General features: G+C 64.3%; 26 protein-coding genes, 2 tRNA genes and 1 pseudogene. 13 read left to right on the top strand and 16 right to left on the bottom strand.

Features of this window, described 5'->3' with window-relative positions; translation table 11 throughout:
- Positions 1-358: 358 nt before the first annotated feature.
- Positions 359-1,411, bottom strand: a complete 1,053-nt coding sequence (locus tag QCE88_RS08060; protein ID WP_309900768.1) for an NADP(H)-dependent aldo-keto reductase — start codon at positions 1,409-1,411, stop codon at positions 359-361.
- A gap of 187 nt (positions 1,412-1,598) precedes the next feature.
- Between QCE88_RS08060 and QCE88_RS08055 the strand changes: the two genes are divergently transcribed.
- Together QCE88_RS08055 and QCE88_RS08050 are read left to right on the top strand one after the other, a co-directional pair.
- Positions 1,599-3,026 (top strand): MFS transporter, encoded by a 1,428-nt coding sequence (locus QCE88_RS08055; protein ID WP_309900766.1) that lies wholly within the window; start codon positions 1,599-1,601, stop codon positions 3,024-3,026.
- A 69-nt stretch (positions 3,027-3,095) separates the two neighbouring features.
- Entirely contained in the window at positions 3,096-3,296 is a 201-nt protein-coding gene (locus QCE88_RS08050) for a hypothetical protein (protein ID WP_309900764.1), read from the top strand.
- A gap of 46 nt (positions 3,297-3,342) precedes the next feature.
- Here the strand turns inward: QCE88_RS08050 and QCE88_RS08045 are convergent, their stop codons facing one another.
- The 5 genes from QCE88_RS08045 to dusA all read right to left on the bottom strand — a co-directional run bounded on the left by QCE88_RS08045 (position 3,343) and on the right by dusA (position 6,278).
- Positions 3,343-4,080 (bottom strand): SDR family oxidoreductase, encoded by a 738-nt coding sequence (locus QCE88_RS08045; protein WP_309900762.1) that lies wholly within the window; start codon positions 4,078-4,080, stop codon positions 3,343-3,345.
- A 130-nt stretch (positions 4,081-4,210) separates the two neighbouring features.
- The gene (locus QCE88_RS08040; protein ID WP_309900760.1) at positions 4,211-4,414 is read right to left on the bottom strand and encodes a hypothetical protein; all 204 of its coding nucleotides are present in this window, start codon (positions 4,412-4,414) and stop codon (positions 4,211-4,213) included.
- 169 nt (positions 4,415-4,583) lie between these two features.
- Entirely contained in the window at positions 4,584-4,886 is a 303-nt protein-coding gene (locus tag QCE88_RS08035) for a hypothetical protein (protein ID WP_309900758.1), read from the bottom strand.
- A gap of 190 nt (positions 4,887-5,076) precedes the next feature.
- Positions 5,077-5,152: transfer RNA gene (locus QCE88_RS08030), tRNA-His, on the bottom strand.
- Positions 5,153-5,273: 121 nt separating this feature from the next.
- A complete protein-coding gene (gene dusA / locus QCE88_RS08025) occupies positions 5,274-6,278 on the bottom strand; it encodes a tRNA dihydrouridine(20/20a) synthase DusA (protein ID WP_309900756.1) in 1,005 nt (334 codons plus the stop codon).
- 180 nt (positions 6,279-6,458) lie between these two features.
- Between dusA and QCE88_RS08020 the strand changes: the two genes are divergently transcribed.
- Both QCE88_RS08020 and QCE88_RS08015 read left to right on the top strand, forming a co-directional pair.
- Positions 6,459-6,704: a hypothetical protein gene (locus tag QCE88_RS08020; protein ID WP_309900753.1), complete on the top strand. Its 246-nt coding sequence runs from the start codon at positions 6,459-6,461 to the stop codon at positions 6,702-6,704.
- A gap of 128 nt (positions 6,705-6,832) precedes the next feature.
- Positions 6,833-7,258, top strand: a complete 426-nt coding sequence (locus QCE88_RS08015; protein ID WP_309900752.1) for a hypothetical protein — start codon at positions 6,833-6,835, stop codon at positions 7,256-7,258.
- A gap of 80 nt (positions 7,259-7,338) precedes the next feature.
- On the opposite strand, the gene QCE88_RS08010 is transcribed toward QCE88_RS08015, so the two are convergent.
- The 3 genes from QCE88_RS08010 to QCE88_RS08000 form a co-directional block, all read right to left on the bottom strand.
- Positions 7,339-8,448: an enoyl-CoA hydratase/isomerase family protein gene (locus tag QCE88_RS08010; protein ID WP_309900750.1), complete on the bottom strand. Its 1,110-nt coding sequence runs from the start codon at positions 8,446-8,448 to the stop codon at positions 7,339-7,341.
- Complete coding sequence (locus QCE88_RS08005) at positions 8,445-9,182, bottom strand: TetR/AcrR family transcriptional regulator (RefSeq protein ID WP_309900748.1); 738 nt, start codon at positions 9,180-9,182, stop codon at positions 8,445-8,447. Before QCE88_RS08005 ends, QCE88_RS08010 begins: the two co-directional genes overlap by 4 nt.
- A gap of 70 nt (positions 9,183-9,252) precedes the next feature.
- Complete coding sequence (locus QCE88_RS08000; RefSeq protein ID WP_309900746.1) at positions 9,253-9,432, bottom strand: hypothetical protein; 180 nt, start codon at positions 9,430-9,432, stop codon at positions 9,253-9,255.
- On the opposite strand from QCE88_RS08000, the gene QCE88_RS07995 reads away from it, so the two are divergent.
- Entirely contained in the window at positions 9,431-9,631 is a 201-nt protein-coding gene (locus tag QCE88_RS07995; RefSeq protein WP_309900744.1) for a hypothetical protein, read from the top strand. The two genes, QCE88_RS08000 and QCE88_RS07995, sit on opposite strands and share 2 nt — an antisense overlap.
- A gap of 20 nt (positions 9,632-9,651) precedes the next feature.
- Here the strand turns inward: QCE88_RS07995 and QCE88_RS07990 are convergent, their stop codons facing one another.
- The 3 genes from QCE88_RS07990 to QCE88_RS07980 all read right to left on the bottom strand — a co-directional run bounded on the left by QCE88_RS07990 (position 9,652) and on the right by QCE88_RS07980 (position 10,717).
- A complete protein-coding gene (locus QCE88_RS07990; protein ID WP_309900742.1) occupies positions 9,652-9,945 on the bottom strand; it encodes a DUF1488 domain-containing protein in 294 nt (97 codons plus the stop codon).
- A 152-nt stretch (positions 9,946-10,097) separates the two neighbouring features.
- Positions 10,098-10,454: a hypothetical protein gene (locus QCE88_RS07985; protein ID WP_309900739.1), complete on the bottom strand. Its 357-nt coding sequence runs from the start codon at positions 10,452-10,454 to the stop codon at positions 10,098-10,100.
- Positions 10,451-10,717: a hypothetical protein gene (locus tag QCE88_RS07980; protein WP_309900737.1), complete on the bottom strand. Its 267-nt coding sequence runs from the start codon at positions 10,715-10,717 to the stop codon at positions 10,451-10,453. Before QCE88_RS07980 ends, QCE88_RS07985 begins: the two co-directional genes overlap by 4 nt.
- 331 nt (positions 10,718-11,048) lie before the next feature.
- Between QCE88_RS07980 and QCE88_RS07975 the strand changes: the two genes are divergently transcribed.
- Positions 11,049-11,429, top strand: coding sequence for a hypothetical protein (locus QCE88_RS07975; protein WP_309900734.1), 381 nt, complete (start codon positions 11,049-11,051; stop codon positions 11,427-11,429).
- A 44-nt stretch (positions 11,430-11,473) separates the two neighbouring features.
- Here the strand turns inward: QCE88_RS07975 and QCE88_RS07970 are convergent, their stop codons facing one another.
- Both QCE88_RS07970 and QCE88_RS07965 read right to left on the bottom strand, forming a co-directional pair.
- Positions 11,474-11,812 (bottom strand): multidrug efflux SMR transporter, encoded by a 339-nt coding sequence (locus tag QCE88_RS07970; RefSeq protein ID WP_309832047.1) that lies wholly within the window; start codon positions 11,810-11,812, stop codon positions 11,474-11,476.
- A 43-nt stretch (positions 11,813-11,855) separates the two neighbouring features.
- A complete protein-coding gene (locus QCE88_RS07965; protein WP_309900732.1) occupies positions 11,856-12,353 on the bottom strand; it encodes a heme-degrading domain-containing protein in 498 nt (165 codons plus the stop codon).
- A 272-nt stretch (positions 12,354-12,625) separates the two neighbouring features.
- Between QCE88_RS07965 and QCE88_RS07960 the strand changes: the two genes are divergently transcribed.
- From QCE88_RS07960 to QCE88_RS07945, 4 genes are all read left to right on the top strand, one after another.
- Positions 12,626-12,702: transfer RNA gene (locus tag QCE88_RS07960), tRNA-Met, on the top strand.
- A 212-nt stretch (positions 12,703-12,914) separates the two neighbouring features.
- Positions 12,915-13,310 (top strand): DUF2946 family protein, encoded by a 396-nt coding sequence (locus QCE88_RS07955; protein ID WP_309900730.1) that lies wholly within the window; start codon positions 12,915-12,917, stop codon positions 13,308-13,310.
- Between the two features lie 97 nt (positions 13,311-13,407).
- Positions 13,408-13,770, top strand: a complete 363-nt coding sequence (gene copC, locus QCE88_RS07950) for a copper homeostasis periplasmic binding protein CopC (RefSeq protein WP_309900728.1) — start codon at positions 13,408-13,410, stop codon at positions 13,768-13,770.
- Positions 13,771-13,777: 7 nt separating this feature from the next.
- Entirely contained in the window at positions 13,778-14,209 is a 432-nt protein-coding gene (locus QCE88_RS07945; RefSeq protein ID WP_309900726.1) for a copper chaperone PCu(A)C, read from the top strand.
- 89 nt (positions 14,210-14,298) lie between these two features.
- On the opposite strand, the gene QCE88_RS07940 is transcribed toward QCE88_RS07945, so the two are convergent.
- A complete protein-coding gene (locus tag QCE88_RS07940; protein ID WP_309900724.1) occupies positions 14,299-16,875 on the bottom strand; it encodes a penicillin-binding protein 1A in 2,577 nt (858 codons plus the stop codon).
- Positions 16,876-17,388: 513 nt separating this feature from the next.
- Here QCE88_RS07940 and QCE88_RS42040 point away from each other — a divergent pair.
- From QCE88_RS42040 to QCE88_RS07925, 3 genes and pseudogenes are all read left to right on the top strand, one after another.
- Positions 17,389-17,616: pseudogene (locus QCE88_RS42040) on the top strand (plasmid mobilization protein); the annotation flags it as partial.
- Between the two features lie 484 nt (positions 17,617-18,100).
- Positions 18,101-18,781, top strand: a complete 681-nt coding sequence (locus QCE88_RS07930; RefSeq protein ID WP_309832034.1) for a PspA/IM30 family protein — start codon at positions 18,101-18,103, stop codon at positions 18,779-18,781.
- Between the two features lie 159 nt (positions 18,782-18,940).
- Positions 18,941-20,149 (top strand): tetratricopeptide repeat protein, encoded by a 1,209-nt coding sequence (locus QCE88_RS07925; protein ID WP_309900720.1) that lies wholly within the window; start codon positions 18,941-18,943, stop codon positions 20,147-20,149.
- A 76-nt stretch (positions 20,150-20,225) separates the two neighbouring features.
- On the opposite strand, the gene QCE88_RS07920 is transcribed toward QCE88_RS07925, so the two are convergent.
- On the bottom strand, positions 20,226-20,348 hold the full coding sequence (locus tag QCE88_RS07920; RefSeq protein WP_309808134.1) for a hypothetical protein: 123 nt from the start codon (positions 20,346-20,348) through the stop codon (positions 20,226-20,228).
- Between the last annotated feature and the right edge of the window lie 78 nt (positions 20,349-20,426).

Raw genomic sequence — 20,426 nt, 5'->3', positions numbered from 1 at the left:
AGTGCCTTGCAGCCGACACGACACCGCGAGTGTTGCGACGAACGCGCCGTGGCGCGCGGCGATGCGGCGCTACGGGCGTTCAGACGGCGTTGTTGATGCAGGATGCGGGCGCGCGGGGCTTCCTGTCCTGCTTGTTACCTTGCGACGTGCGGCACGTTCTTGCGGGTAATGTCTTCAAGCGGTTTTCTGCGCGTCGGGCCATGAAGCGCCGCCTTGCCTCGGCGTTTCAGACCCACGAGGCACGCCGCCGCGAGAACCTCCATGCTGACACATTCGCGGCGCTGCCTGCAAAAAGCGTGGCAAATCCCTGAACACACAGGAAAATCCGCGGCGTGTCCGACCGATGCGTCGGCAAACTTCAGGGCGCCGGATTCGGCTGACGCTCGTGCAGCGCGTCGATCGAGGCCAGGATTTCTTCCGACAGTTCGATCTCCACGCTGCCGATGTTTTCCTTCAATTGCTCCATGGTCGTCGCGCCGATCAGCGTGCTGGTCGTGAAGGGCCGCTGGTTCACGAACGCGAGCGCGAGCTGTGTGGGCGTGAGGCCGTGGCGCGCGGCGAGGTCGACATACGACGTGATGGCCGCGACCGACTGCGGCTTGCTGTAGCGCTGGAAGCGTTCGTACAGCGTGATGCGCGCGCCGGCCGGACGCGCGCCGCCTTCGTACTTGCCGGAAAGCCAGCCGAAGGCCAGCGGCGAATACGCGAGCAGCCCGACGCCTTCCCGGTGCGTGAACTCCGACAGCCCCAGTTCATAGGTGCGGTTCACGAGACTGTAGGGATTCTGAATGCTGACGATCTTCGGCAAGCCGGCCTTCCCGGCCGCGCGCAGGAACTGCGCGACGCCCCACGGCGTTTCGTTCGACACGCCGACATGGCGGATCTTGCCTGCCTTCACGAGTTCGGCGAGCGCGACGAGCGTTTCCTCGATGGGCACCGAGTACTCGTCCTCGAGATACGGATAGGACGAACGGCCGAAGGTCATCGTGCTGCGGTCGGGCCAGTGCAGCTGATACAGGTCGACGTAGTCGGTCTGCAGGCGCTTCAGGCTGCTGTCGATGGCTTCGTTCAGGTTCTTGCGGTCGAACTGGTTGCCCGCGCCGCGAATGTGACGCGGATTGTGCGGCTGGCGCGCGGGTCCGGCAATCTTGGTGGCGAGCACGATATCGGTGCGCTTCGCCGGGTTCCGCGCGAGCCACGTGCCGATGTATTGCTCGGTACGGCCCTGCGTTTCGGGACGCGGCGGCACCGGGTACATTTCGGCAGCATCGACGAGATTGACGCCCTGCGCCAGCGCGTAGTCGATCTGCTCGTGCGCGTCGCGCTCGGTGTTCTGCTCGCCCCAGGTCATGGTGCCGAGCCCGATCAGACTCACGTCGATACCCGAGTCACCCAGTTTCCGAAACTTCATTGTCCAATCCCTCTTGTTGGCGTTATGTCGGCATGTCGTCAGTGCTTGGTCAGCACATCGCCAGCCTTGGCTGTGGCTGGCTTTCAGGCAAGCGCGAAAACTACCATAGGCGCGCAAGCTCTGCTGTCGCGGCTAGAATGGCAGCCTCGTCCACCGTCCATCCGCCCGTTCAGGAATGCCCGAACCGATGCCGTCCGAAAGCGACCGCGCCCGCCAGCGCAGCGCGTCGCTCATCGTCATGCTGGTCGCTGCGACCTTCTTCATGGAGAACCTCGACGGCACGATCATCGCCACGGCGCTGCCGCAGATGGCGCGCTCCTTCAACGTGCATCCCGCCGACATGAGCCTCGGCATCACGGCATATCTGCTGACGCTCGCCGTCTTCATTCCGATCTCCGGCTGGGCCGCCGACCGCTTCGGCCTGCGCACCGTGTTCGGCAGCGCGATCGCCGTGTTCACGGCAGCGTCCGTCCTGTGCGCGACCACCTCGACCCTGCCCGCGTTCGCCGCGGCGCGCGTGCTGCAGGGCATCGGCGGCGCGATGATGGTGCCGGTCGGACGGCTCGCCGTGCTGCGCGCAACCCCCAAGGAAGGCCTGATGCGCGCCATCGCCATCATTACGTGGCCGGGACTCGTCGCGCCGGTGATCGGACCGCCGCTGGGCGGCTTCATCACCACGTATTCGTCATGGCGCTGGATCTTCTATCTGAACGTGCCGCTCGGGCTGATCGGCCTTCTGCTCACGCTGCGCTATCTCGACAACACGCGCGAAGACGCACGACGCCGCTTCGACCTGCCGGGCTTCGCGCTGTGCGGCATCGCCTGCACCACGCTGCTCTACGCGATGGAACTGAGCGGCCGCGGCGACGCCGACTGGACCTCGATCGGCGTGCTCGTGCTGGTGGGGGGAATCGCGGGCATCGCGTCGTGGTGGCATCTGCGCCGCGCGGCGCAACCGGTCGTGGACTTGTCGCCATTGCGCGTGAAGACCTTTGCTGTGGCGATGGGCGGCGGCTCGCTGTTTCGCATCGCGATCAGCGCCGCGCCGTTCCTGTTGCCGCTGATGTTCCAGGTCGGCTTCGGCATGAACGCGTTCGAATCCGGCCTGCTGACACTCGCGGTGTTCGCGGGCAATCTCTCGATGAAACTCGTCACGACGCCGGTCATGCGCCGCTTCGGCTTTCGGCACGTGCTGATCGTGAATGGCGTGCTCGCCGCGCTCTCGCTTGCCGCGATGAGTCTGCTCGCGCCCGCGACGCCGAAGTTCGTGATCGCCGCCGTGCTGTTTGCGAGCGGGCTGTCGCGCTCGCTGCAGTTCACGGCACTCAACACGCTCAGCTTCGCCGACGTGCCCAAGGCGCAAATGAGCGCGGCGTCCGCGCTGTCCAGCACGCTGTTTCAGATGACGATGGGCATCGGCGTGGCGGTTGGCGCCATCGCGCTGCGCTTCGGCGAATGGCTGCATGGGCACGATGCCCATAGCATCGGCCCGGAAGATTTCAGCGTGGCGTTCCTGATCGTCGGCTTGATCGGGCTGATCGGCGTCATCGATCTCTTCACGCTCGCACCGGACGCGGGCGCGCTGGTGTCAGGGCATCGGAAAACCAGGACATGATGCGCGGCGCAGTCGAATTTACGCGTCCGCGCTCTAAAGGCTGATCCGTCCCTGCCGTAAAAGTGCGCTATGAACTCGCACACGCTCGACTCCATCGCCGCCCTGACTGAAACGGTCGCCATCATCCGCCACGCCAAAGGCCTCAAGAATCCCCACGACTTCACCGCAGGCTCGCTCGAACATGAGCTGGCAAGCGCCGCGTTCGCCGACGACTTCCTGCGCGCCCTTGACGCCGAGCCGGGAATCGGCGCCTGGTGGCCGATGCAATGATGCGCGCGGCATGGCCGGACGCCGGTCCATGCCGCATCGGGTGAGATCAGAGCTGGCTCATCCCGCCATCGATCACGATCTCCGTCCCGACGATGAAGCCCGACTCCGGCGCGGCAAGATGCAGGACCGTCGCCGCCACTTCGCTCGACTTGCCGAAGCGGCCAAGCGGAATCTGGGCTTGCAGTTGTGCACGCGCGTCATCGACGATACCGAGCTTTTCGTGCAACGGCGTCGAGACCGGACCGGGGCTCACCACGTTCACGCGCACCCCGCGCGGCAACAATTCCGCCGACAGCGTCTTCGCCAGCGACACGAGCGCCGCCTTGCTGGCCCCGTAGACCGATGACGTCGGCATGCCGATGTGCGCGTTGATCGAACCGTTCAGCACGATCGACGCGCCTTCGTTGAACAGCGGCACCAAGGCCTGGATCTGGAAGTATGGTCCCTTCACGTTGATCGAGAAAGTGTCGTCCCAGGCTTGCTCGTCGATGTCGGTGAACGGCGCGAAGATGCCGATGCCTGCGTTGACGAAGACGGCATCGAGCCGGATATGAGCGTCTGAGAGTTGTTGCGCGAGTTCGCGCGCGGCGGCGACCGTGCCGGTGACGTTGCGGATGGCGAGCGCATGGTCGCCGAGCGTGGCGCGTGCGGATGCCAGTGAAGCCTCGTCGCGACCCGTGATGACGACGCGCGCGCCTTCAGCTGCGAACGCCTGCGCGGCGGCCAGGCCAATGCCGCTGTTGCCGCCGGTAACCAGGACTGTCTTGCCTTCGAAGCGATTCATGACGTTCTCCTTTGAACGTTGATCAGTGTGAAGGCATTATGGGCGAGGGTTTGCGCGTTGCCGTACGAGCGGCTTGGTGAACTCGTTCGAAGACATCGAACGAGTTCGATTCAACTGTCTGGAACCGGCCTCAGCGGTCGTTCGACATGCCTTTCAGGCGGTCATTGCCGGCATCGCGCGCGGCGTCGGCGGTCGAGAAGTTTTCCTCGGAGACCATCGCACGTTTGATTTCCTTCGCGGAAAAATCGACGAGCGCGATCACCCAGACGAAACCGCCTGCCTGTTCCGCGGTTTGGACGAACGCGCGCAGATTCCCTTCATTCGACGATGCCATACCGACCTCCTCGTTGATGGTGACGCACCTGCGGCGTCGCGGATGCAGCGCCGCTGCGTGTTGCACAGGCTGAACGGGTGCAGCCGTCCGTCAGCATTACGCGTGCGTTGACGGCAGCGCCGTTTGCGCCCGCGCGATCGGATATCGCAGGAAACGGGCCGCGCCGCATTCAGACGGCGGGGAGATCCTCGAGCGATTTTTCGATCTGCCCGTCCTGGACCCGCGCCTCGATACCCACATGGCCGTTCGTGTAAGGCAGTGCGCCCACTTTCGGCCCGAGAAACGTCCGCCCGCCGAGCGTGAAAAGCGTACGCACTTCCTTGCCGCTATGGATGGCGTCCACGACCTGCTGAACGTCCACGATGGTGGTGGGCGCGGTCCAGTCGTTCGTGGATGGATCGAAACTGCCCCATCGCACGCTGGTCACGCGGTCGTTGACCCAGCGCACGCCGTCGATCGCCAAGGTTGCCATGGCTGCCTCCAATCTCGTCCCGGGGGAAGAGAAAATCGTAGCATGGGGCGGCGTGGGGGATGGGTGCCCGTTCGAGCGTCTCTCGTTCGCTGGATGCGAATTCGGGCGAAAAAAAAGCACTGTGAGAACACAGTGCTTTTCTGGTGCAGCGGCGAGGCGCTACGAATACGACAATACGACGAATTCTCGGTGGGGTGGCTGATGGGACTCGAACCCACGACGACAGGAATCACAATCCTGGACTCTACCAACTGAGCTACAGCCACCACTGTTACCGCGATCCCGACTGCTCCGAAACAGCTACCGCAGCAATCAAGAAGCGAGATTATACGAACAATGCTTATGCTTGACTAGCCCTTTTGAGCATCTTTTTCCGCAGATCGGCGTTCAGGATTCGATTGTTTCCATGGCCTCGCGCAGATGGCCGCGTGCTTCGTCGAAGATCGCGAGGTCGCCGGTAGCAAGACGGCGGCTGTCGGACAGGACGCGACGCCATCCGCGCGCGCCCGCGACGCCGCGATACAGCCCGAGCGCATGCCGTGTCACCGCGCCGAGATAGGTGCCGCGTGCAAGCTCGGCACGCGTATAAGCAATCAACGCTTCCTCGATCTCTTCGCGCGAGCGCACTGGCGTGGACGCGCCATAGAAGCGTGTATCGACCTCCGCCAGCACATAAGGGTTGTGATAAGCCTCGCGGCCGAGCATCACACCGTCGACGTGCTTCAAATGCTCTTCGACTTCATCCAGCGTCTTGATGCCGCCGTTGATCGAGATTTCCAGATGCGGAAAATCCCGTTTCAGCCGATACGCATAGTCATACTTCAACGGCGGAATCTCGCGATTTTCCTTTGGGCTCAGCCCTTTCAGGATCGCGTTGCGCGCGTGCACGATAAACACCTCGCAGCCCGCGTCCGCCACGGTCCCGACGAAATCCCGCACGAAGGCGTAATCCTCGACCTCATCCACGCCGATGCGATGCTTGACCGTGACCGGTATCGACACGGCGTCGCGCATCGCCTTCACACCGTCCGCGACGAGCTGCGGCTCCTTCATCAGGCACGCGCCGAACGCGCCGCGCTGGACGCGCTCCGACGGGCAGCCGCAATTGAGGTTGATTTCGTCGTAGCCCCACTGTTCGCCGAGCTTCGCGCTGCGGGCGAGATCGGCCGGCTCGCTGCCGCCGAGTTGCAGCGCGACGGGGGCTTCGGCCGGTGTGAATGCAAGGTGACGTGCGACATCGCCATACAGCAGGGCGCCGGTCGTCACCATCTCCGTATAAAGCCAGGCATGACGCGACACCAGACGATGCAGCGAACGGCAATGACGGTCGGTCCAATCCATCATCGGAGCGACGGAGACACGACGGGACTTGAGCTTCGGTACGGCGGCCATGAACGAATGAGGGAGCGGCGCGCAGAGCGCGAGCCGTTTGAAGATAAAGGGAATTCGCGATTTTACCGCACTGCGGCAGTTTGGTTGTGGCTGCTTGATGCTGGCAGGCTGGGCAGAAACTTGCTGCACCTGTCCATGAACCCAGTCAGGCACCTCGCCTGCGTCGCCCGGAGAACCGTCATGCCCCGTCATCGTCTCGCGACCGTCGCTCTCCTCCTCGCCGCCGCCTTCGCCGCGCAAGCCCAGACCAGTCCGTCAAACAACGGCGCCTCGATGGTCAAGCCGCCGACCACCCCCGGCGCGCCATCCGCGAGCGCGACCCGCCCGGACAACCCCGACAACATGCCGGTCAAGCGCCCCACTCCACCGCAAAACAGCGATCGCATGCTGCATCACAGCCCCGCGAGCGACGCAATCGCGAAATAGTCAGACACGGCGCGTGTAACGGGCTGGAAGCGCCCGCGACGCCCCTATAATGGCGCTCGTCACGATAATCCGAGAGAACCGCGGCTCCGGGCTTGAAATGTTTTCAAGCGATCCAAGCGGTCCTGCCAATGCAAAAAATCATTCTGCCGTTCGTTTCCGGTTTCCTTGCCGCACTCTTCTTTCGCGAATCGACCCTGGCGCTGCTGCACGCGGCAGGTCTCATTGATCCGGCCGGCTTCTCCACTGTGCCGTTCCTGCCGCTCGGCATCCCCGAATTCATCGCCAACGCGCTCTGGAGCGCTGCCTTCGGCATTCTGATGGCGTGGCTGCTGCGCGTCGCGCCGGATCGCAGCGCGCCGTGGATTGGCGCACTCGTGTTTGGCGGCATCGTGCTGACGGCGGTCGGCGTCTTCATCATCGATCCCGTGCGCGGCATCTGGCCTGCCGGCAACATGCTGCCGCGCCTCGCACCCGGTTTCATCGCCAATGCCATCTGGGGCTGGGGCGCACTCGTGTTCATGCGCGCGTTCATGGCCGGCAGCGACACACGCTGATCCGCGCTTGCGCTGCAAATAAAGCAGAAGCGGCCCGATCAGGTTCAATCGGGCCGCGTGCACGCCAGGGCTTGCCCGGTTCAGTCCTTCAGGAGCCTGAGCGGATGCGCCGCCGGCGTCCACGCACTTTCGAACATGCGCTCGACGTCCGCGGCCTTCACGTCCTCCAGCCGCGCAAGCTTCCATTGCGGCTGATTGTCTTTGTCGACAATGCGCGCGCGGATGCCTTCGACCACGTCGCCGCGTTCGAACACCGTGCGCGTCAGGTCGAGATCGCGACGCAAGGTCTCCGCCATGGTCGAGAACTTCGCGCGGTCCACCTGCTGCAAGGCCACATCGACTGACAAGGGCGAACGCTCACGCAACTCCAGGGCCGTCTGCCGCGCCCACTCGTGACCGGCGTCGGCATCGCGCTCGAGCGATGCGAGAATCGACGCGCCATTGCCCGCCGCAAAATGCTTGTCGATCATGGTGCGTGCCTCGGCGAGCGCGCTGCGTTCGGGAATCGGCGCCACTTTGTACTTCGTGGTTTCGCCCTGCACGAAACGCACGATCTCCACGCCGTCGAGAAAGCGCTGATGCCGCAGCGATTCGATCAGTCCGGGCAACGCGCCATCGTCCAGATAGGCGTCGGCCATGCGGGCATAGAGCGCATCGGCGGCGGCCATGGTCGCGCCGGTGGCCGCGAGATAGCGGCCGATTGCGCCCGGCGCGCGCGCCAGAAACCAGCTCACGCCGACATCGGGAAAGAGCCCGATGCGCGTCTCGGGCATCGCCATTTTGGTGGACTGCGTGACGATACGCAGCCCGCCCGTGTGATGGGCGCCCTGAGAAATACCCATCCCGCCGCCCATCACAACGCCGTTCACCACCGCGATATACGGCTTCGGAAACGTGAAAATCGCGTGATTGAGCTTGTATTCCTCCGTGAAAAACGCGTCGATGGCTTCGCGCGTGCCCGCCTTCGCCGATTCGTACAGGAAGCGGATGTCGCCGCCCGCGCAGAACGCGCGCACATGCGGACTGAAGATCACGACCGCGCGGATCGCCTGGTCGTGCCGCCATGCGCGCAGCGCCTCGCTGATTGCGCCCAGCATCGGCGCGGTCAGCGCGTTGAGTGCCTTCGGGCGTTCGAGCGCAATGAAGCCAATGCCGTTGGCAGTGTCGATTCGAATGTCTTCGGTGGTCATCGTGTTGAGGTGTCGGGTCGGTTCGCTGGATTGCCTTGAGGTTCTGCTTTCCGAGGTTTGGTTCCCGCAATTCGCCTGTCGCCGGCGCGCTCGTCCGCCTGCTTGCACCACGCTTCGAGCGACAACTCGACAAGCGTTTCAGCCGGCGTGGCGGGCCATGCTGCGCCGTTCAGCTTCAGCGCGACGATGCCATGAAGACTCGCCCAGAGTCCTTCCGCACAGGCCGCGGGCACGGCGTGCGGCGGCAGGCGTCCAGCCGCGCGCAGTTCGAGGAACGCGTCTGCGATCGGCGTCAGCATCGCCGCGCCGGCGTCGGCTGCTTCTGCAACTGCAGGAGCGTTCGTATCGATGCCATCAGTCGCGGCTTCGCCGGAACGCGCCGGCTCCATGAACATCAGCCGATACGTCTGCGGTTCGGCCAGGCCGAAGTCGACATATGCGCGCGCCATCGCGTGCAGACGGGCGACCGGCTCCGCGATGCTCGCCTGCGCAATGAACGCCTCGTGCAATCGCAGGTGGCCTTCCATGCACAGTGCCCGCGCGATCTCGCTGCGGCTCCTGAAGTGAAGATAGAGCGCGGCGGGAGAATAATCGATGGCGCCGGCGAGCTTTCTCATCGACAGCGACGCGAATCCCTCCCGCCTGACGATCTCGCGCGAGACTTCGAGTATGCGCTCGCGCAGCGCCATGCGCTGCTCGCGTCTTTGCTCGGTGCGGGGTGCTCGCGGTCCCATGCGAGGCATGGTCGGCAGCGTCGATTTTGAAGTCAACGCGCGGCCCCGCCCTGCACCGCCGATGCCTCGGTCAGACCGGCATGCGGTCGTTGTCCGGACGCGCGACCGACTCGTACAGCGGCTCGTCCGAGTCGCGCAGGACGACCGACGAGAACACGATGCACACCGCAAGAATCAGCACACCGACGGCTGCCCAGATGAGCCATAGCGCATTGGACTCGACAAGCGAGTGAAGAAAGGAATGGAACATGACGACCCCGCGCGATTTTTATAATGTGGCTGCTCAAGTAACGCGCATGGCGTTGAGCAAGTACTATGCCGAGCGAATCGCATCGCGTGCGGCGAGTGTGCAGATGGTACTCCGTTGCGTGGTAACGCGAAAGCGCGCCGGCGTCTTTCCGCATGGCCTGACCGGCACTGCGATGCAGGTCTTACATCACGCCATGTAAGAGTGGAATCCGGATGTGCTTCAGTGCTGCGTTGGCGTTACCGGACCCGGCGGGAAGTGGCCGCTCTTCAGCAGCACCGGCATGCCGTTGGTCACGCGCAGATGCTCGCGCGCCACTGCTTCGATGTGCGTGCGCCCGGCGTCGAACGCATTGATCCAGCCTGCGCTGTCATAGGTCTGCGCGCCGAAATGGTCTTCGAGCGCCTCGACCGAAATCGCGCAGGGCACGCGCCGGCCATCGACCAGCGCCGCGAATTCGACGGTCAGATTGAAATCGCGATAGTCGCGCGCGTCCTGGAGAAATCGGATGTCCATGATGGTCTCGTAGCGTGGCCGTGACGGCCCGTTCCACGCGAAGGGTGGCGAGATCCCCGAATGTCTCGGGCTTCGCATGAAGCGGTGCGGCGACTATGGTAACTGCGCGCCCGTTTCGCGGTCCATACCCCAAGCCCCCCCGCAACAATGCATCACGCGACAAGCACGTTTTCGTCGATATCGACGACCAGCAGCGAGCTCGCCAGCGGATCGGCGTAATTGAAATCCAGCAGCCGGCTCATCTCGCGCACGCGTTCGCAGACCCGCTCGCGGGCGTCGTCGGCGAGTTGCGGATAGGCGCGCAGCACCTGCACATCGAAGCGGTAATGCACGCCCCACGCGATGTTGCCCGGATGATTGGCCACCCCACCCGTGCGCCAGCTGACGAACAGCGAAGGCGCCGCGTCCACGCCAATCTCCGCGATGTCCGCGCCGCTCGGAAACAAGTCGGCGAGACAGGTGGCGACGTCGAACAGCACGGCGTGTCGCAGGTGATTGGGGCGCATCATGCCGGACGCAGCAGGCGGTCGATATACTCGCGCGCGGCCTGTTCCACGTGTGCGAGCGCCTGGGCTTCGGTCGAGAAACGCTGCTCCGGCCCGAGGTCGACGAGCGCCTCGAAACGATGCACGTCGTCCGGACCGCCCTGCGCGAGACTCACCGATCCGACGTAGATCGGTCCCTGTCCGCTTGGCGGTTCGTGCGTCTGCACGAGCCGCGCCGAGGCGCTGATGTAATACCCCCGGTATGGCCCCGTGACTCGTTCTGCCATGTTTCTTCCTCCTTTTGCGGACCGCGCGTCGCAGTTCGTGACGCTTCGGTCAGGCAATTTCAACCGGCAATCAGATCAGTAAGGCGTCGGATCCGGAAATTAGTTCATTCGTTCCAATTGTTTCCATTGCGCCGCGATTGCCTGGCTGCGGCGCGCCCCCGTCCGCCTTCTTTCGCAAGCATCGCGCCCGGCAGAGGGATGCGCTAACAAGCGCTTACGTGTCACGTAAGGCGCGTATGGGACAATGCCTCTCTCAAAAAAACGCCCTCGCGCGACGGTCCTGTGACTGTCCTGCGAGCGGCGCAACGTCATTTGCTCTCACGAGGTAAAGATGAAGGATCACGGCCGGCGCATGCGCCGACACTCGGCATGCGCCACCCCATCCGGCGCTGCGAACGCTTCCTGGTTGCGTGCCGCCCTGATCGGCGCGGCGGCGCTCGCGGTGGCGAGCCTCGGCGCGTGTGCATCGTCGAACGAAGCATCGCTGATCAACCTGCCCGATGGCCAGACCGGCTACGCGGTCAACTGCAGCGGCGCCGATGCGGGATCCAGCTGGGCCAGCTGCTACGTCCTGGCCGGCGAGAAGTGCGGTGCGACGGGCTATGACATCGTGTCGAAGGACAACGAGGAAGGCGGCCCGACCGGCGGCGGCATCACCAACGTGATCTCGGCGAACGTCAAGAACCGTTCGATGATCGTCCGCTGCAAGTAACGCCGCAGCGTTTGCGTGCGCACGATCCGGTCATTCGATGATTCTCAGTGCGCGCTCATTTTCGAGAACGCGTTGAGCACCACGACGCCCGCCACGATGAGGCCCATGCCGAGCAGCGCGGGCAGATCCGGCGTCTGCTTGAAGAGCAGCGCGGCGACCAGCGTGATCAGCACGATGCCCGCGCCCGACCATACGGCATAGACGACGCCGACCGGCAACGCGCGCAGCGTCAGCGAGAGCAGATAGAACGACACCCCGTATCCGGCCACGACGATCGCGGCGGGAAGCGGGCGCGTGAAGCCATCGGAGGCGCGCAGCGCGGAGGTCGCGATGACCTCGGCGACGATCGCGATCGCGAGCAGGACATAAGCGGTTGAGCGCATCGATTCCTTTGAGGGGTTGGAGGGTGCGTGTCGGTCGTCGTGACTAGTCCTGACCGAGCGACAGCTGGCTGAAGTCGTGGCCGAGTACCGCGCAGAGCGCTTCGACGACCATCTGGTGATCATCGCGCTGCGCCAGTCCCGATACCGCGACCGAGCCGATCACGCCCGCGCCCGTGACGCGCAGCGGAAATGCGCCGCCATGCGTGGCGAAAGCGGCGGGGTCGAGGCTGAACTTGTCGGCGAGCGTAGTGCCCGCCTGTTGCAGCGTGAGGCCGAGCGCATACGAACTGCGGCGGAAGTGTTCGACGGTGCGTGACTTGCGTTCGACCCAGCGCGCGTTGTCGGGCGTGGTGCCGTCGAGCGCGATGTAGAAGAGCTTGCGGCCGAAAGTACGCACATCGATGGCCACGGCCGCGCCGCGCGCCACCGCCATCTCGCGCAATTGCGAGCCGATCTGCCACGCCTGTTCGGCATGAAACTGCGGGAACACGAGCGTGCGTTCCTGATGCGCGATGGCCTGCAGAACGTGTGGAATGTCCATGAGCGTGCGACTCCTTGACTGACTTGCGTGAGGGGTATCCGGCTTGTAAGTGCCACGCTTTCTTTGTGCCGCTTTGTGCGTGGCATACCGCCGAGGCTTGCGATTTTGACACGCGCGAATGCAAGAGCAACATGTGAAGCGGCCATGCATCGGTGTTAAAGCGACTTGAGGCGGGGTTGCCCCGAGCAGGCACTTCAGTTCGATATGGATCGAAAGACGAGCAAACCATTGCGCTCAAGTAAGCGATGGCATATAATCTTTTCTTCGACGGACGCGGGGTGGAGCAGTCTGGCAGCTCGTCGGGCTCATAACCCGAAGGTCGTAGGTTCAAATCCTACCCCCGCAACCACAGTTGAAGATTTATGTAGTACGGCTTCAGTCAAGCCAGCGAATCAGGCAACACGTCGTACACATCAACCCGCCATCGAGCGGGTTTTTTGTTGTCTGCAATTCTTCTTCTGCATTCCTCCCGCGTCGAACCGCCTCCCCCACCCGACGCCTTCCCGCCAGACCCCCATGGCATAATCCATCGTTCAGCATCGTCCAAACATCGAACGCGGCATGCATCACTTGCGTCGGGCCATCGTCAGGAAGATCGGCGGAATCGCGGCACTCTGCGCGATACTGCTGCTCTCGCTTGCGCCCGTCGCGTCGCAGGCGCTCGAACATGCGCGCATCGACGCATTGCTCGCTTCCGTCTGCGCTTCCGTTGCGCCCACCGCGCACTCAGACCAGCCGGCTTCCGCTCATCGCACGAACCACGACAGGCTCGCGCACCTGCAAGCCTGCGCCTATTGCGACTTCATCGCGCACGCGCCCACGCCGCCCGCAGCGCCATCCAGCCCAGGCATCCTGCAAGCCGCCCGTGAACCGTTCACGACACTGGTCAGCGCCGACGCACCCTTCAGCGCACGACTGCGCACTGCACAACCCCGTGCCCCGCCCGCCGCTCTCTGACCTCTGACGCGCGCGCCTGAACCCAGCGCGCCGCGCCTCCGTTCCTCATCAACACCCATCCGCGACACACCACGTCCGGAGCCTTCAAGGACACGTCATGAAGCCATCATCGCTTATGCGCGGCGCGCTCGCGCTCGCCTGCGCCCTGGCAGCGCAACTCGCGCTCGCCCACGCCTTGCCCAAGCTGCAGCAACCCGGCCCCGGCGCGACGGTCAGCGCGCCGCACGAGGTCGCCATCGACTTTGGCGAAGCGCTCGAACCGACCTTCAGCAAGCTACTCGTCACGAATGCGCAAGGCACGCAGGTCAACACCGAAAAATCCGTGGTCGCCGACAGCGACAAGAAGCACATGAGCGTCGCGCTTCCCGCGCTGCAACCGGGCGTCTACAAGGTGCAATGGACCGCGCTCGCCGCAGACGGGCATCGCACGCAAGGCCACTACAACTTCACCGTCAAGTGAGCACCCTATGAAAAAAATTGTTCTCCTCGCAGGCGCGCTCGCGTGCGCATCTCTCGCTCAGGCCGCTACGCTCGAAGCGCATGACTGCTGGATTCGCGCGATGCCGCCCACGCTGCCGTCGTCGGGGTATTTCAACCTCGACAACAACGGCGACACGCCCGTCACGCTCACCGACGCACACACCCCCGCCTTCGGCATGGCGATGATGCACAAATCGGAAATGAAGGGCGGCACGGCAACGATGTCGCCGGTCGACTCCGTCGAGGTCCCCGCCCACGGCAAGCTCGACTTCGCGCCGAAGGGCTATCACCTGATGCTGGAGGAACCGGCCAAGCCGCTCAAGGTCGGCTCCAGTATTCCGCTCACGCTGACGTTCTCGGACAAGTCCACGTTGCAGATGAATTGCTCGGTCAAACCGGCAGGCGCCACCGGTCACTGACAAGCAGCCGGCTGAAGTAAAAAACGCGCCGGGTTCTTTGCGAACCCGGCGCGTTTGCTTGACAGCGTCGCGCTTGCAGTCACCGCGCGTTACGGCTTGCTGAACATATCCATGATCTGCTTGCGCTCGTCGGTGGTGACTTGCGGCGGCGGCGCCTGCATGCCCGCCGGGCCGACCCCGCCCATGGTGGTGGCATCGCCGGCCATCGGATTGGTGTTGTCGAGCCCGACGCTCGCGACGAAGCCCATGCCCGGCGTCCGATCGGCATAGAACAACTCGCCGTCGACCGTGGTGATGCCGTCCGGCTGGGTCATCTCCTGCTGCGGAATACCGCGCAGCGCGCGTCCCATGTACTCGACCCAGATCGGCAACGCCAGTTGCGCGCCGAACTCGCGGCTGCCGAGCGTCTTCGGCTGGTCATAGCCCATCCACGCCACCGCGACCAGTTGCTTCTGATAGCCCGCGAACCAGCCGTCCTTCGCGTCGTTGGTCGTGCCGGTCTTGCCTTGCAGGTCATTGCGCTTCAGCACATTGGTGCCCGAGCCCGTGCCCTGAGTCGCCACCGTATGCAACAGGCTGTTCATGATGTACGCGTTGCGCGGCTCCAGTGTCTGCGGTGCGTTGCTGCCCGCCGTCAACGGATTGGCGCGCGAGATCACGGCGCCGCGCGCATCGTCGACTTCGCCGATCAGATATGGATTGATGCGGAACCCGCCGTTCGCGAACACCGAATACGCGCCGGACAATTGCAGCGGCGTGACCAAACCCGCGCCGAGCGCAAGCGGCAGGTACGGCGGCGTCTTGTCCTTGTCGAAGCCGAAGTTCTTCGTCACGAAGTCCTGCGCGTAGCTCGTGCCGATATACGACAGGATGCGGATCGACACCAGATTCTTCGACTTCTGCAAGCCCGTGCGCATGGACATCGGGCCATCGGGCTGATCGTCGTCCTTCGGCTCCCACGGATCGCCGCCGTTGGTCGCCGGGAAGAACAGCGGCGCGTCGTTGATGATGGTCGCCGGTCCGAGCCCCTTGTCGAGCGCCGCCGAGTAGATGAACGGCTTGAAGCTCGACCCCGGCTGGCGCCAGGCCTGCGTCACGTGGTTGAACTTGTTCTTGTTGAAGTCGAAGCCGCCGACCAGCGCGCGGATCGCGCCGTCCTGCGGCACCATCGACACCAGCGCGCCCTCGACCTGCGGCAACTGCGTGATCTGCCAGCCGCTTTTCTCCTTGTCGTCGCGCATCAGGCGCACGATCGAACCCGGCTTGATGGCCAGCGTCTTCGATGCATTGCTGCGCAGCGCGGCCGCGACGAAGCGCAGGGCCTCGCCGGACAGCGTCGCGGTGTCGCCGCCGACGAACTGCGCCGTCACCTGCTTCGGGCTCGCCGACGTCACCACGGCGGACACGAGTTCGCCGTTGTCCGGGTGATCGACGAGCGCGTCCTCGATGGCCTCCGCGCGGTCGTCCGCATTCGACGGCAGGTTGATGTTGCCTTCCGGACCACGATAACCATGGCGCCGCTCATAGTCCATCACGCCCTTGCGAACGGCCTTGTAGGCGGCGTCCTGATCGGCGGAATCGATGGTCGTGACCACCGTCAGGCCGCGCGTGTAGGTCTCTTCCTTGTACTGCGCGTACATCATCTGCCGCACCATCTCCGCGACGTACTCGGCATGCACGCCATACTCGGTGCCGGCGGACTTCGTGTGGAGTTCCTCGGCGGCCGCCTGGTCGTACTGCTCGCGCGTGATGAAGTTCAGGTCCAGCATGCGCTTCAGGATGTACTGCTGGCGCACCTTCGCGCGCTTCGGATTGACGACCGGGTTGTAGGCTGAAGGCGCCTTCGGCAGGCCCGCGAGCATCGCCGCCTCGGCGAGCGAGATGTCCTTCAGATCCTTGCCGAAGTACACGCGCGCCGCCGCCGAGAAGCCGTACGCGCGCTCGCCCAGATAAATCTGGTTCATGTACAGCTCGAGAATCTGATCCTTGCTCAAGGCACGCTCGATCTTGTACGCGAGCAGCATCTCGTACACCTTGCGGGTGTAGGTTTTCTCGCTCGAGAGGAAGAAGTTGCGCGCGACCTGCATCGTGATCGTGCTCGCGCCCTGCGATGCGCCGCCGTGCATCAGGTCGGCGACGCCCGCCCGCAGGATGCCCAGGAAGTCGACCCCGCCGTGATCGTAGAAGCGGTAGTCTTCGATCGCGAGCACGGCCTTCTTCATCTGGTCGGGAATGTCCTGGAAGCGCACGAGGCTGCGGCGTTCCTCGCCGAATTCGCCGATCAGCACGTGGTCCGCGGTATAGACGCGCAGCGGCACTTTCGGCCGGTAGTCGATCAGCGCATTCAGCGACGGAAGGTTCGGCTCCATGACGACGAGCGCGTAGCCGACGATAAGTCCGCCCACCACGGCGCCCAGCGCCACGAGGCCGGCGAACCAGAGTGCGATGCGCGCCATGACGGAGCGGCCGCCACGGCCGCCTCCGCCGTTCCTGTCATTGCGGTCGTTGCCGCCGCCACGGCGGCCGCCGCCGCCGTCACCGCCGCCGCGGCCAGGGCGGCTGCGGGAGTCGGAGTCGTTGCGTGCCTGGTTGCGTGATTCGTTCCAGCTGGGTTCGCGATCGTGTCGCGTGGAATTCGATGAGTCGGGTCGTTTGATGATAGGCATGACTGGGTTCGTTCGGCGTGCGCCGGAGGCGCGCGCTGCGCCGCTGCACTGCTGTGCGGGCGCGACTGCAAAGACGGGCGAGCGAATGAGCGGGCCGGTTTCGACCGAGGGTAACAGCGCATTTTAAAGAATTCGCGCGCGTCACCGCAAAACCGCCGGGATTTTTTGTAAGCGAGTGCGCAGAGGGGCGTCTGCGGCCCCTATCCCACTCCTGTGTTGGGTTACCCACAGTGGACGTGGACAGGGTTGTGGACAACTGTATGAGAATATAGGCAAGTGTCTGAACGCAAGGCGATTTCGCGTCGCGCTCAAGATTTGGCCTGAGAGCGGCGGCACACCGGCCCCCGACCCACGTCCACACGCAAACCGATATGATGGATGCATGGATTGCAGGTTCCCGGTCGGTCATGCGCGAACCCTGCGGTAAAGATGTCGTGCCGTTTGATGAACCGAAGTTGCGATTCGTCCAGCCAGTCGTCCGGTTACGATCGCCTTACTGTTTGCGAGCCGCTCATGTCGACCAAACCCAGCGAACGCATCGTTGTCTTCGTCACTCCCGCGCAGAAGCTGGCCATCAGCAAGACAGCGGACACGCTCGGCATCAGCGTGAGCGAACTCATGCGCCGCGCCGTGCTGAACTTCAACGCCACCAGCGAGCAGATCAAGGTGGCTGGCATCGTCGACCGCTTGCGCGCCCCGAAGGCGCCCGATCCGCTCGATGTCGCGTTGAAGAGCGTCGCCGCCAAGGCCGCTGCGCGCGAGGCGCGTGAAGCGGCGGCGAACGCGACCAAGCGCGCCGCCCAGCCGCCCCGGGGTCACGCGGAGCCGCCTGCCGCCAGCGCCGCAGCGGGCACGCTCCCGCACACCGACGACACCCTCAACGAAGACGACTCACTCGGTACAGGCGAAGACGCCTCGCTCACTGATGATTCAGGTTCTAGCCATTGACACCGCCTTGCCCGTGGACGATGCGTCCCGTGCAAACCGTGGAACATCTATCGGTGGTTACACTCCTTAACGTCAGGTTAAGGTCGGATTAAGCGCGGGCGTGCTCTAATGGGCGAATCGACCCGGCGCGCTTGCACACTCGCATGCATCCGCGGGAAGTTTTTCTCGAGCCACGCTTGCAATCCCGCACCTTGCCCTTCAACTACGCGCCGCGCACGCCCGCTGCGCGCAGCGAGCACGCGGCGCAGGCGCCGCAGTCTTCATCCAGGAGAAATACATGTCGCTTTTCGATTCGATCACCCGCACGGTCAAGGGTCTCTTGAACGACGCCGCCGACACCATGCAGGATCCGTCGCGTGACGCGCGCCAGATCGTGCGCGAGCTCGACGACAGCATTGCGAAGGCGGAGAACTCGCTCATCGAGATCGAGGCGCAGGTCGCGACGCAGCAAAGCAAGCGCGACGCCGCCGCCGACAAGGCGAAGAAATACGAGGACGGCGCCCGGCGCGCGCTGCAATCCGGCGATGAAGGTCTGGCGCGCGAAGCGCTCGCCGCGCAGGCCAACGCCGAAACCGAACGCGACGCGCTCGCCGGTGAACTCCAGACGCTGGAGCCGTCAGTCGAGCATCTGAAGACGCAGATCGCCGATATGCGTCAACGCCGCAACGATCTCAACGCGCGCTCGAACATCCTTCAGGCGAAGCAGCAGATCGCACAGGCGAAGGACACCGCGGCCACCGCGCTGGGCGGGATCGGCGGGAAGAATCTTTCCGAAGACTTTCAGAAGCTCGAAGACAAGATTCAGCTGGCCAACGCCCGCTCGGATGCGCGCCTGAATTCGGCCGATCAGAAATCCGGCAAGGCGCTGGAGGACAAGCTCGCCGCGCTGAATCGCGGTCCGTCGGTGGAAGATCGTCTCGAAGCGCTGAAGAAGCAAGTCAACCCGCCGGCGCAGTAATTGCGGGCGCGTGCAGGTGCAAGTACTTCGTCCGGCGCGCCGCGAACTCAACGCTTCGCGGCGCGTAGGAGCATCATGCGTTATCTCGAGCAGGACATGTTTGCAGCTTCGTTTGCAGCTTCGAAAGGAGACGGACGTTTATCGCGTCCGGCCCGCCTCATGAAAAAGTTTTTGACGGCCGTGGCTTTGTCGCTGTCGCTCGCTTCGCCGCTCGCGTTCGCCGTACCGACGGCGCAGCAGGTCGAGCAATCGATGACGCAGGGCAACTGGCAGAAAGCCGACTCGCAGTTGAGCGAAGTGCTCGACGCCCATCCGAAGAATGCCCACGCGCATTATCTGTATGCGCAGGTGCTGGATCGCGAAGGACGCTACAGCGATGCGTTATCGCATTTGCAACAGGCCAAGACGATCGATCCTTCGCTGAGCTTCACCGACCCGGCGCGCTTCGCGGCGACGCAGGCGCGCATCCAGGCCGATTCGACCCGCGCCAATATCTCGCCGCGTTCGGACAACGGTGGCAACACGACGGCGGTGCGCAATCCGTTCAACCCGGACCAGGCTGCGGCTGCCGCGCCGCAGAAGCACGGCATCGGCATGGGTGCGTGGATCGGCTTCGCGGTGCTGATCGCGGCCATCGCGCTGGTGCTGCGCTGGGGCTTGCGGCGCGCCCGCGCACGCGACGACGGTCAGGCCGAAACCGACCGCCGCGGGCAACTCAAGCGCGCCACCGATCTTCTCAACGAAGTGCGCTCGCTCAAGCTCGACGTGCGGCTCTCGACCGCGCCGGGACATGAAGCGCTGCTGAAGGACGTCGAGGGTGCAGAAGCGCAGTTGCGCGATACCGTCGAGTCGCTGACGAACGCGAAGAATCCGGTGCCGCCCTATGCCATCGAGGATCTCGAGAATCAGGTTGCGAGCCTCAAGGCCCGCGCCGAAGGTCGCCCGGACCCGGCTGCCGCACAAGCCGGTGCGCCGAACGGTTCGCCGTATGCACAGGAAGCCGAGCGCTTTGGCCGTGGCCAACAGCCGCCTTATCCGCAACAGCAAGGACCCTATCCGCCGCAGCAAGGGCAACCGCCCGTCATCATCCAGCAAGGCGGCGGCGGGTTTGGCGGCGGCATGGGCGGATTGTTGACTGGCGTGCTGCTGGGTGAAGCGCTGTCGCACGGACGCGACCGCGTGATCGAGCGCGATGTGCCGGTCGATCGCCCGGCGCAGAACGACAACGGCGGTCTGGACTTTGGCAACAACAACAACGGCGGCGGTGGCGGCCTCGACTTCGGCAACGGCTCCAACGACTGGAGCGACGGTGGCGGAGGCGGCGGCATGGACCTCGGCAACAACGACGACGGCTGGCGCGATACCTGATTCACCCGTCTCGCACATGACAAGGCCCCGCACGCGGGGCCTGTTTTTTTTGAGGAGGCGCGAGAAACAACCGCGCTCAGCCGCCACCGCCGAGAAAGCGCAGCAAGCCCCACAGAAACTTGAAGAAGCCGACGACGAACGCCCAGATCCGCTCCAGCTGATCCCAGTTCGCGAGGTAGAGCAGCGTCCGCAGCATCATGCGGCGGGCGTGGCGCGGAGGCAATTGCCCGCGCGGTCATGCAAGGTCGAAGCGGCCATCAGCGAAATCAGGAGAAAA

Origin of the sequence: Caballeronia sp. LZ035 (assembly GCF_031451175.1) — a bacterium.
Taxonomy (GTDB): domain Bacteria; phylum Pseudomonadota; class Gammaproteobacteria; order Burkholderiales; family Burkholderiaceae; genus Caballeronia.
This window is presented reverse-complemented; position numbering and strand designations above follow the sequence as displayed.

Coding starts and splice junctions, on each gene's coding strand:
- QCE88_RS08060 (WP_309900768.1), bottom strand. CDS start 1,411: ATGAAGTTTCGGAAACTGGGTGACTCGGGTATCGACGTGAGTCTGATC.
- QCE88_RS08055 (WP_309900766.1), top strand. CDS start 1,599: ATGCCGTCCGAAAGCGACCGCGCCCGCCAGCGCAGCGCGTCGCTCATC.
- QCE88_RS08050 (WP_309900764.1), top strand. CDS start 3,096: ATGAACTCGCACACGCTCGACTCCATCGCCGCCCTGACTGAAACGGTC.
- QCE88_RS08045 (WP_309900762.1), bottom strand. CDS start 4,080: ATGAATCGCTTCGAAGGCAAGACAGTCCTGGTTACCGGCGGCAACAGC.
- QCE88_RS08040 (WP_309900760.1), bottom strand. CDS start 4,414: ATGGCATCGTCGAATGAAGGGAATCTGCGCGCGTTCGTCCAAACCGCG.
- QCE88_RS08035 (WP_309900758.1), bottom strand. CDS start 4,886: ATGGCAACCTTGGCGATCGACGGCGTGCGCTGGGTCAACGACCGCGTG.
- dusA (WP_309900756.1), bottom strand. CDS start 6,278: ATGGCCGCCGTACCGAAGCTCAAGTCCCGTCGTGTCTCCGTCGCTCCG.
- QCE88_RS08020 (WP_309900753.1), top strand. CDS start 6,459: ATGCCCCGTCATCGTCTCGCGACCGTCGCTCTCCTCCTCGCCGCCGCC.
- QCE88_RS08015 (WP_309900752.1), top strand. CDS start 6,833: ATGCAAAAAATCATTCTGCCGTTCGTTTCCGGTTTCCTTGCCGCACTC.
- QCE88_RS08010 (WP_309900750.1), bottom strand. CDS start 8,448: ATGACCACCGAAGACATTCGAATCGACACTGCCAACGGCATTGGCTTC.
- QCE88_RS08005 (WP_309900748.1), bottom strand. CDS start 9,182: ATGGGACCGCGAGCACCCCGCACCGAGCAAAGACGCGAGCAGCGCATG.
- QCE88_RS07995 (WP_309900744.1), top strand. CDS start 9,431: ATGACGACCCCGCGCGATTTTTATAATGTGGCTGCTCAAGTAACGCGC.
- QCE88_RS08000 (WP_309900746.1), bottom strand. CDS start 9,432: ATGTTCCATTCCTTTCTTCACTCGCTTGTCGAGTCCAATGCGCTATGG.
- QCE88_RS07990 (WP_309900742.1), bottom strand. CDS start 9,945: ATGGACATCCGATTTCTCCAGGACGCGCGCGACTATCGCGATTTCAAT.
- QCE88_RS07985 (WP_309900739.1), bottom strand. CDS start 10,454: ATGATGCGCCCCAATCACCTGCGACACGCCGTGCTGTTCGACGTCGCC.
- QCE88_RS07980 (WP_309900737.1), bottom strand. CDS start 10,717: ATGGCAGAACGAGTCACGGGGCCATACCGGGGGTATTACATCAGCGCC.
- QCE88_RS07975 (WP_309900734.1), top strand. CDS start 11,049: ATGAAGGATCACGGCCGGCGCATGCGCCGACACTCGGCATGCGCCACC.
- QCE88_RS07970 (WP_309832047.1), bottom strand. CDS start 11,812: ATGCGCTCAACCGCTTATGTCCTGCTCGCGATCGCGATCGTCGCCGAG.
- QCE88_RS07965 (WP_309900732.1), bottom strand. CDS start 12,353: ATGGACATTCCACACGTTCTGCAGGCCATCGCGCATCAGGAACGCACG.
- QCE88_RS07955 (WP_309900730.1), top strand. CDS start 12,915: ATGCATCACTTGCGTCGGGCCATCGTCAGGAAGATCGGCGGAATCGCG.
- copC (WP_309900728.1), top strand. CDS start 13,408: ATGAAGCCATCATCGCTTATGCGCGGCGCGCTCGCGCTCGCCTGCGCC.
- QCE88_RS07945 (WP_309900726.1), top strand. CDS start 13,778: ATGAAAAAAATTGTTCTCCTCGCAGGCGCGCTCGCGTGCGCATCTCTC.
- QCE88_RS07940 (WP_309900724.1), bottom strand. CDS start 16,875: ATGCCTATCATCAAACGACCCGACTCATCGAATTCCACGCGACACGAT.
- QCE88_RS07930 (WP_309832034.1), top strand. CDS start 18,101: ATGTCGCTTTTCGATTCGATCACCCGCACGGTCAAGGGTCTCTTGAAC.
- QCE88_RS07925 (WP_309900720.1), top strand. CDS start 18,941: ATGAAAAAGTTTTTGACGGCCGTGGCTTTGTCGCTGTCGCTCGCTTCG.
- QCE88_RS07920 (WP_309808134.1), bottom strand. CDS start 20,348: ATGATGCTGCGGACGCTGCTCTACCTCGCGAACTGGGATCAGCTGGAG.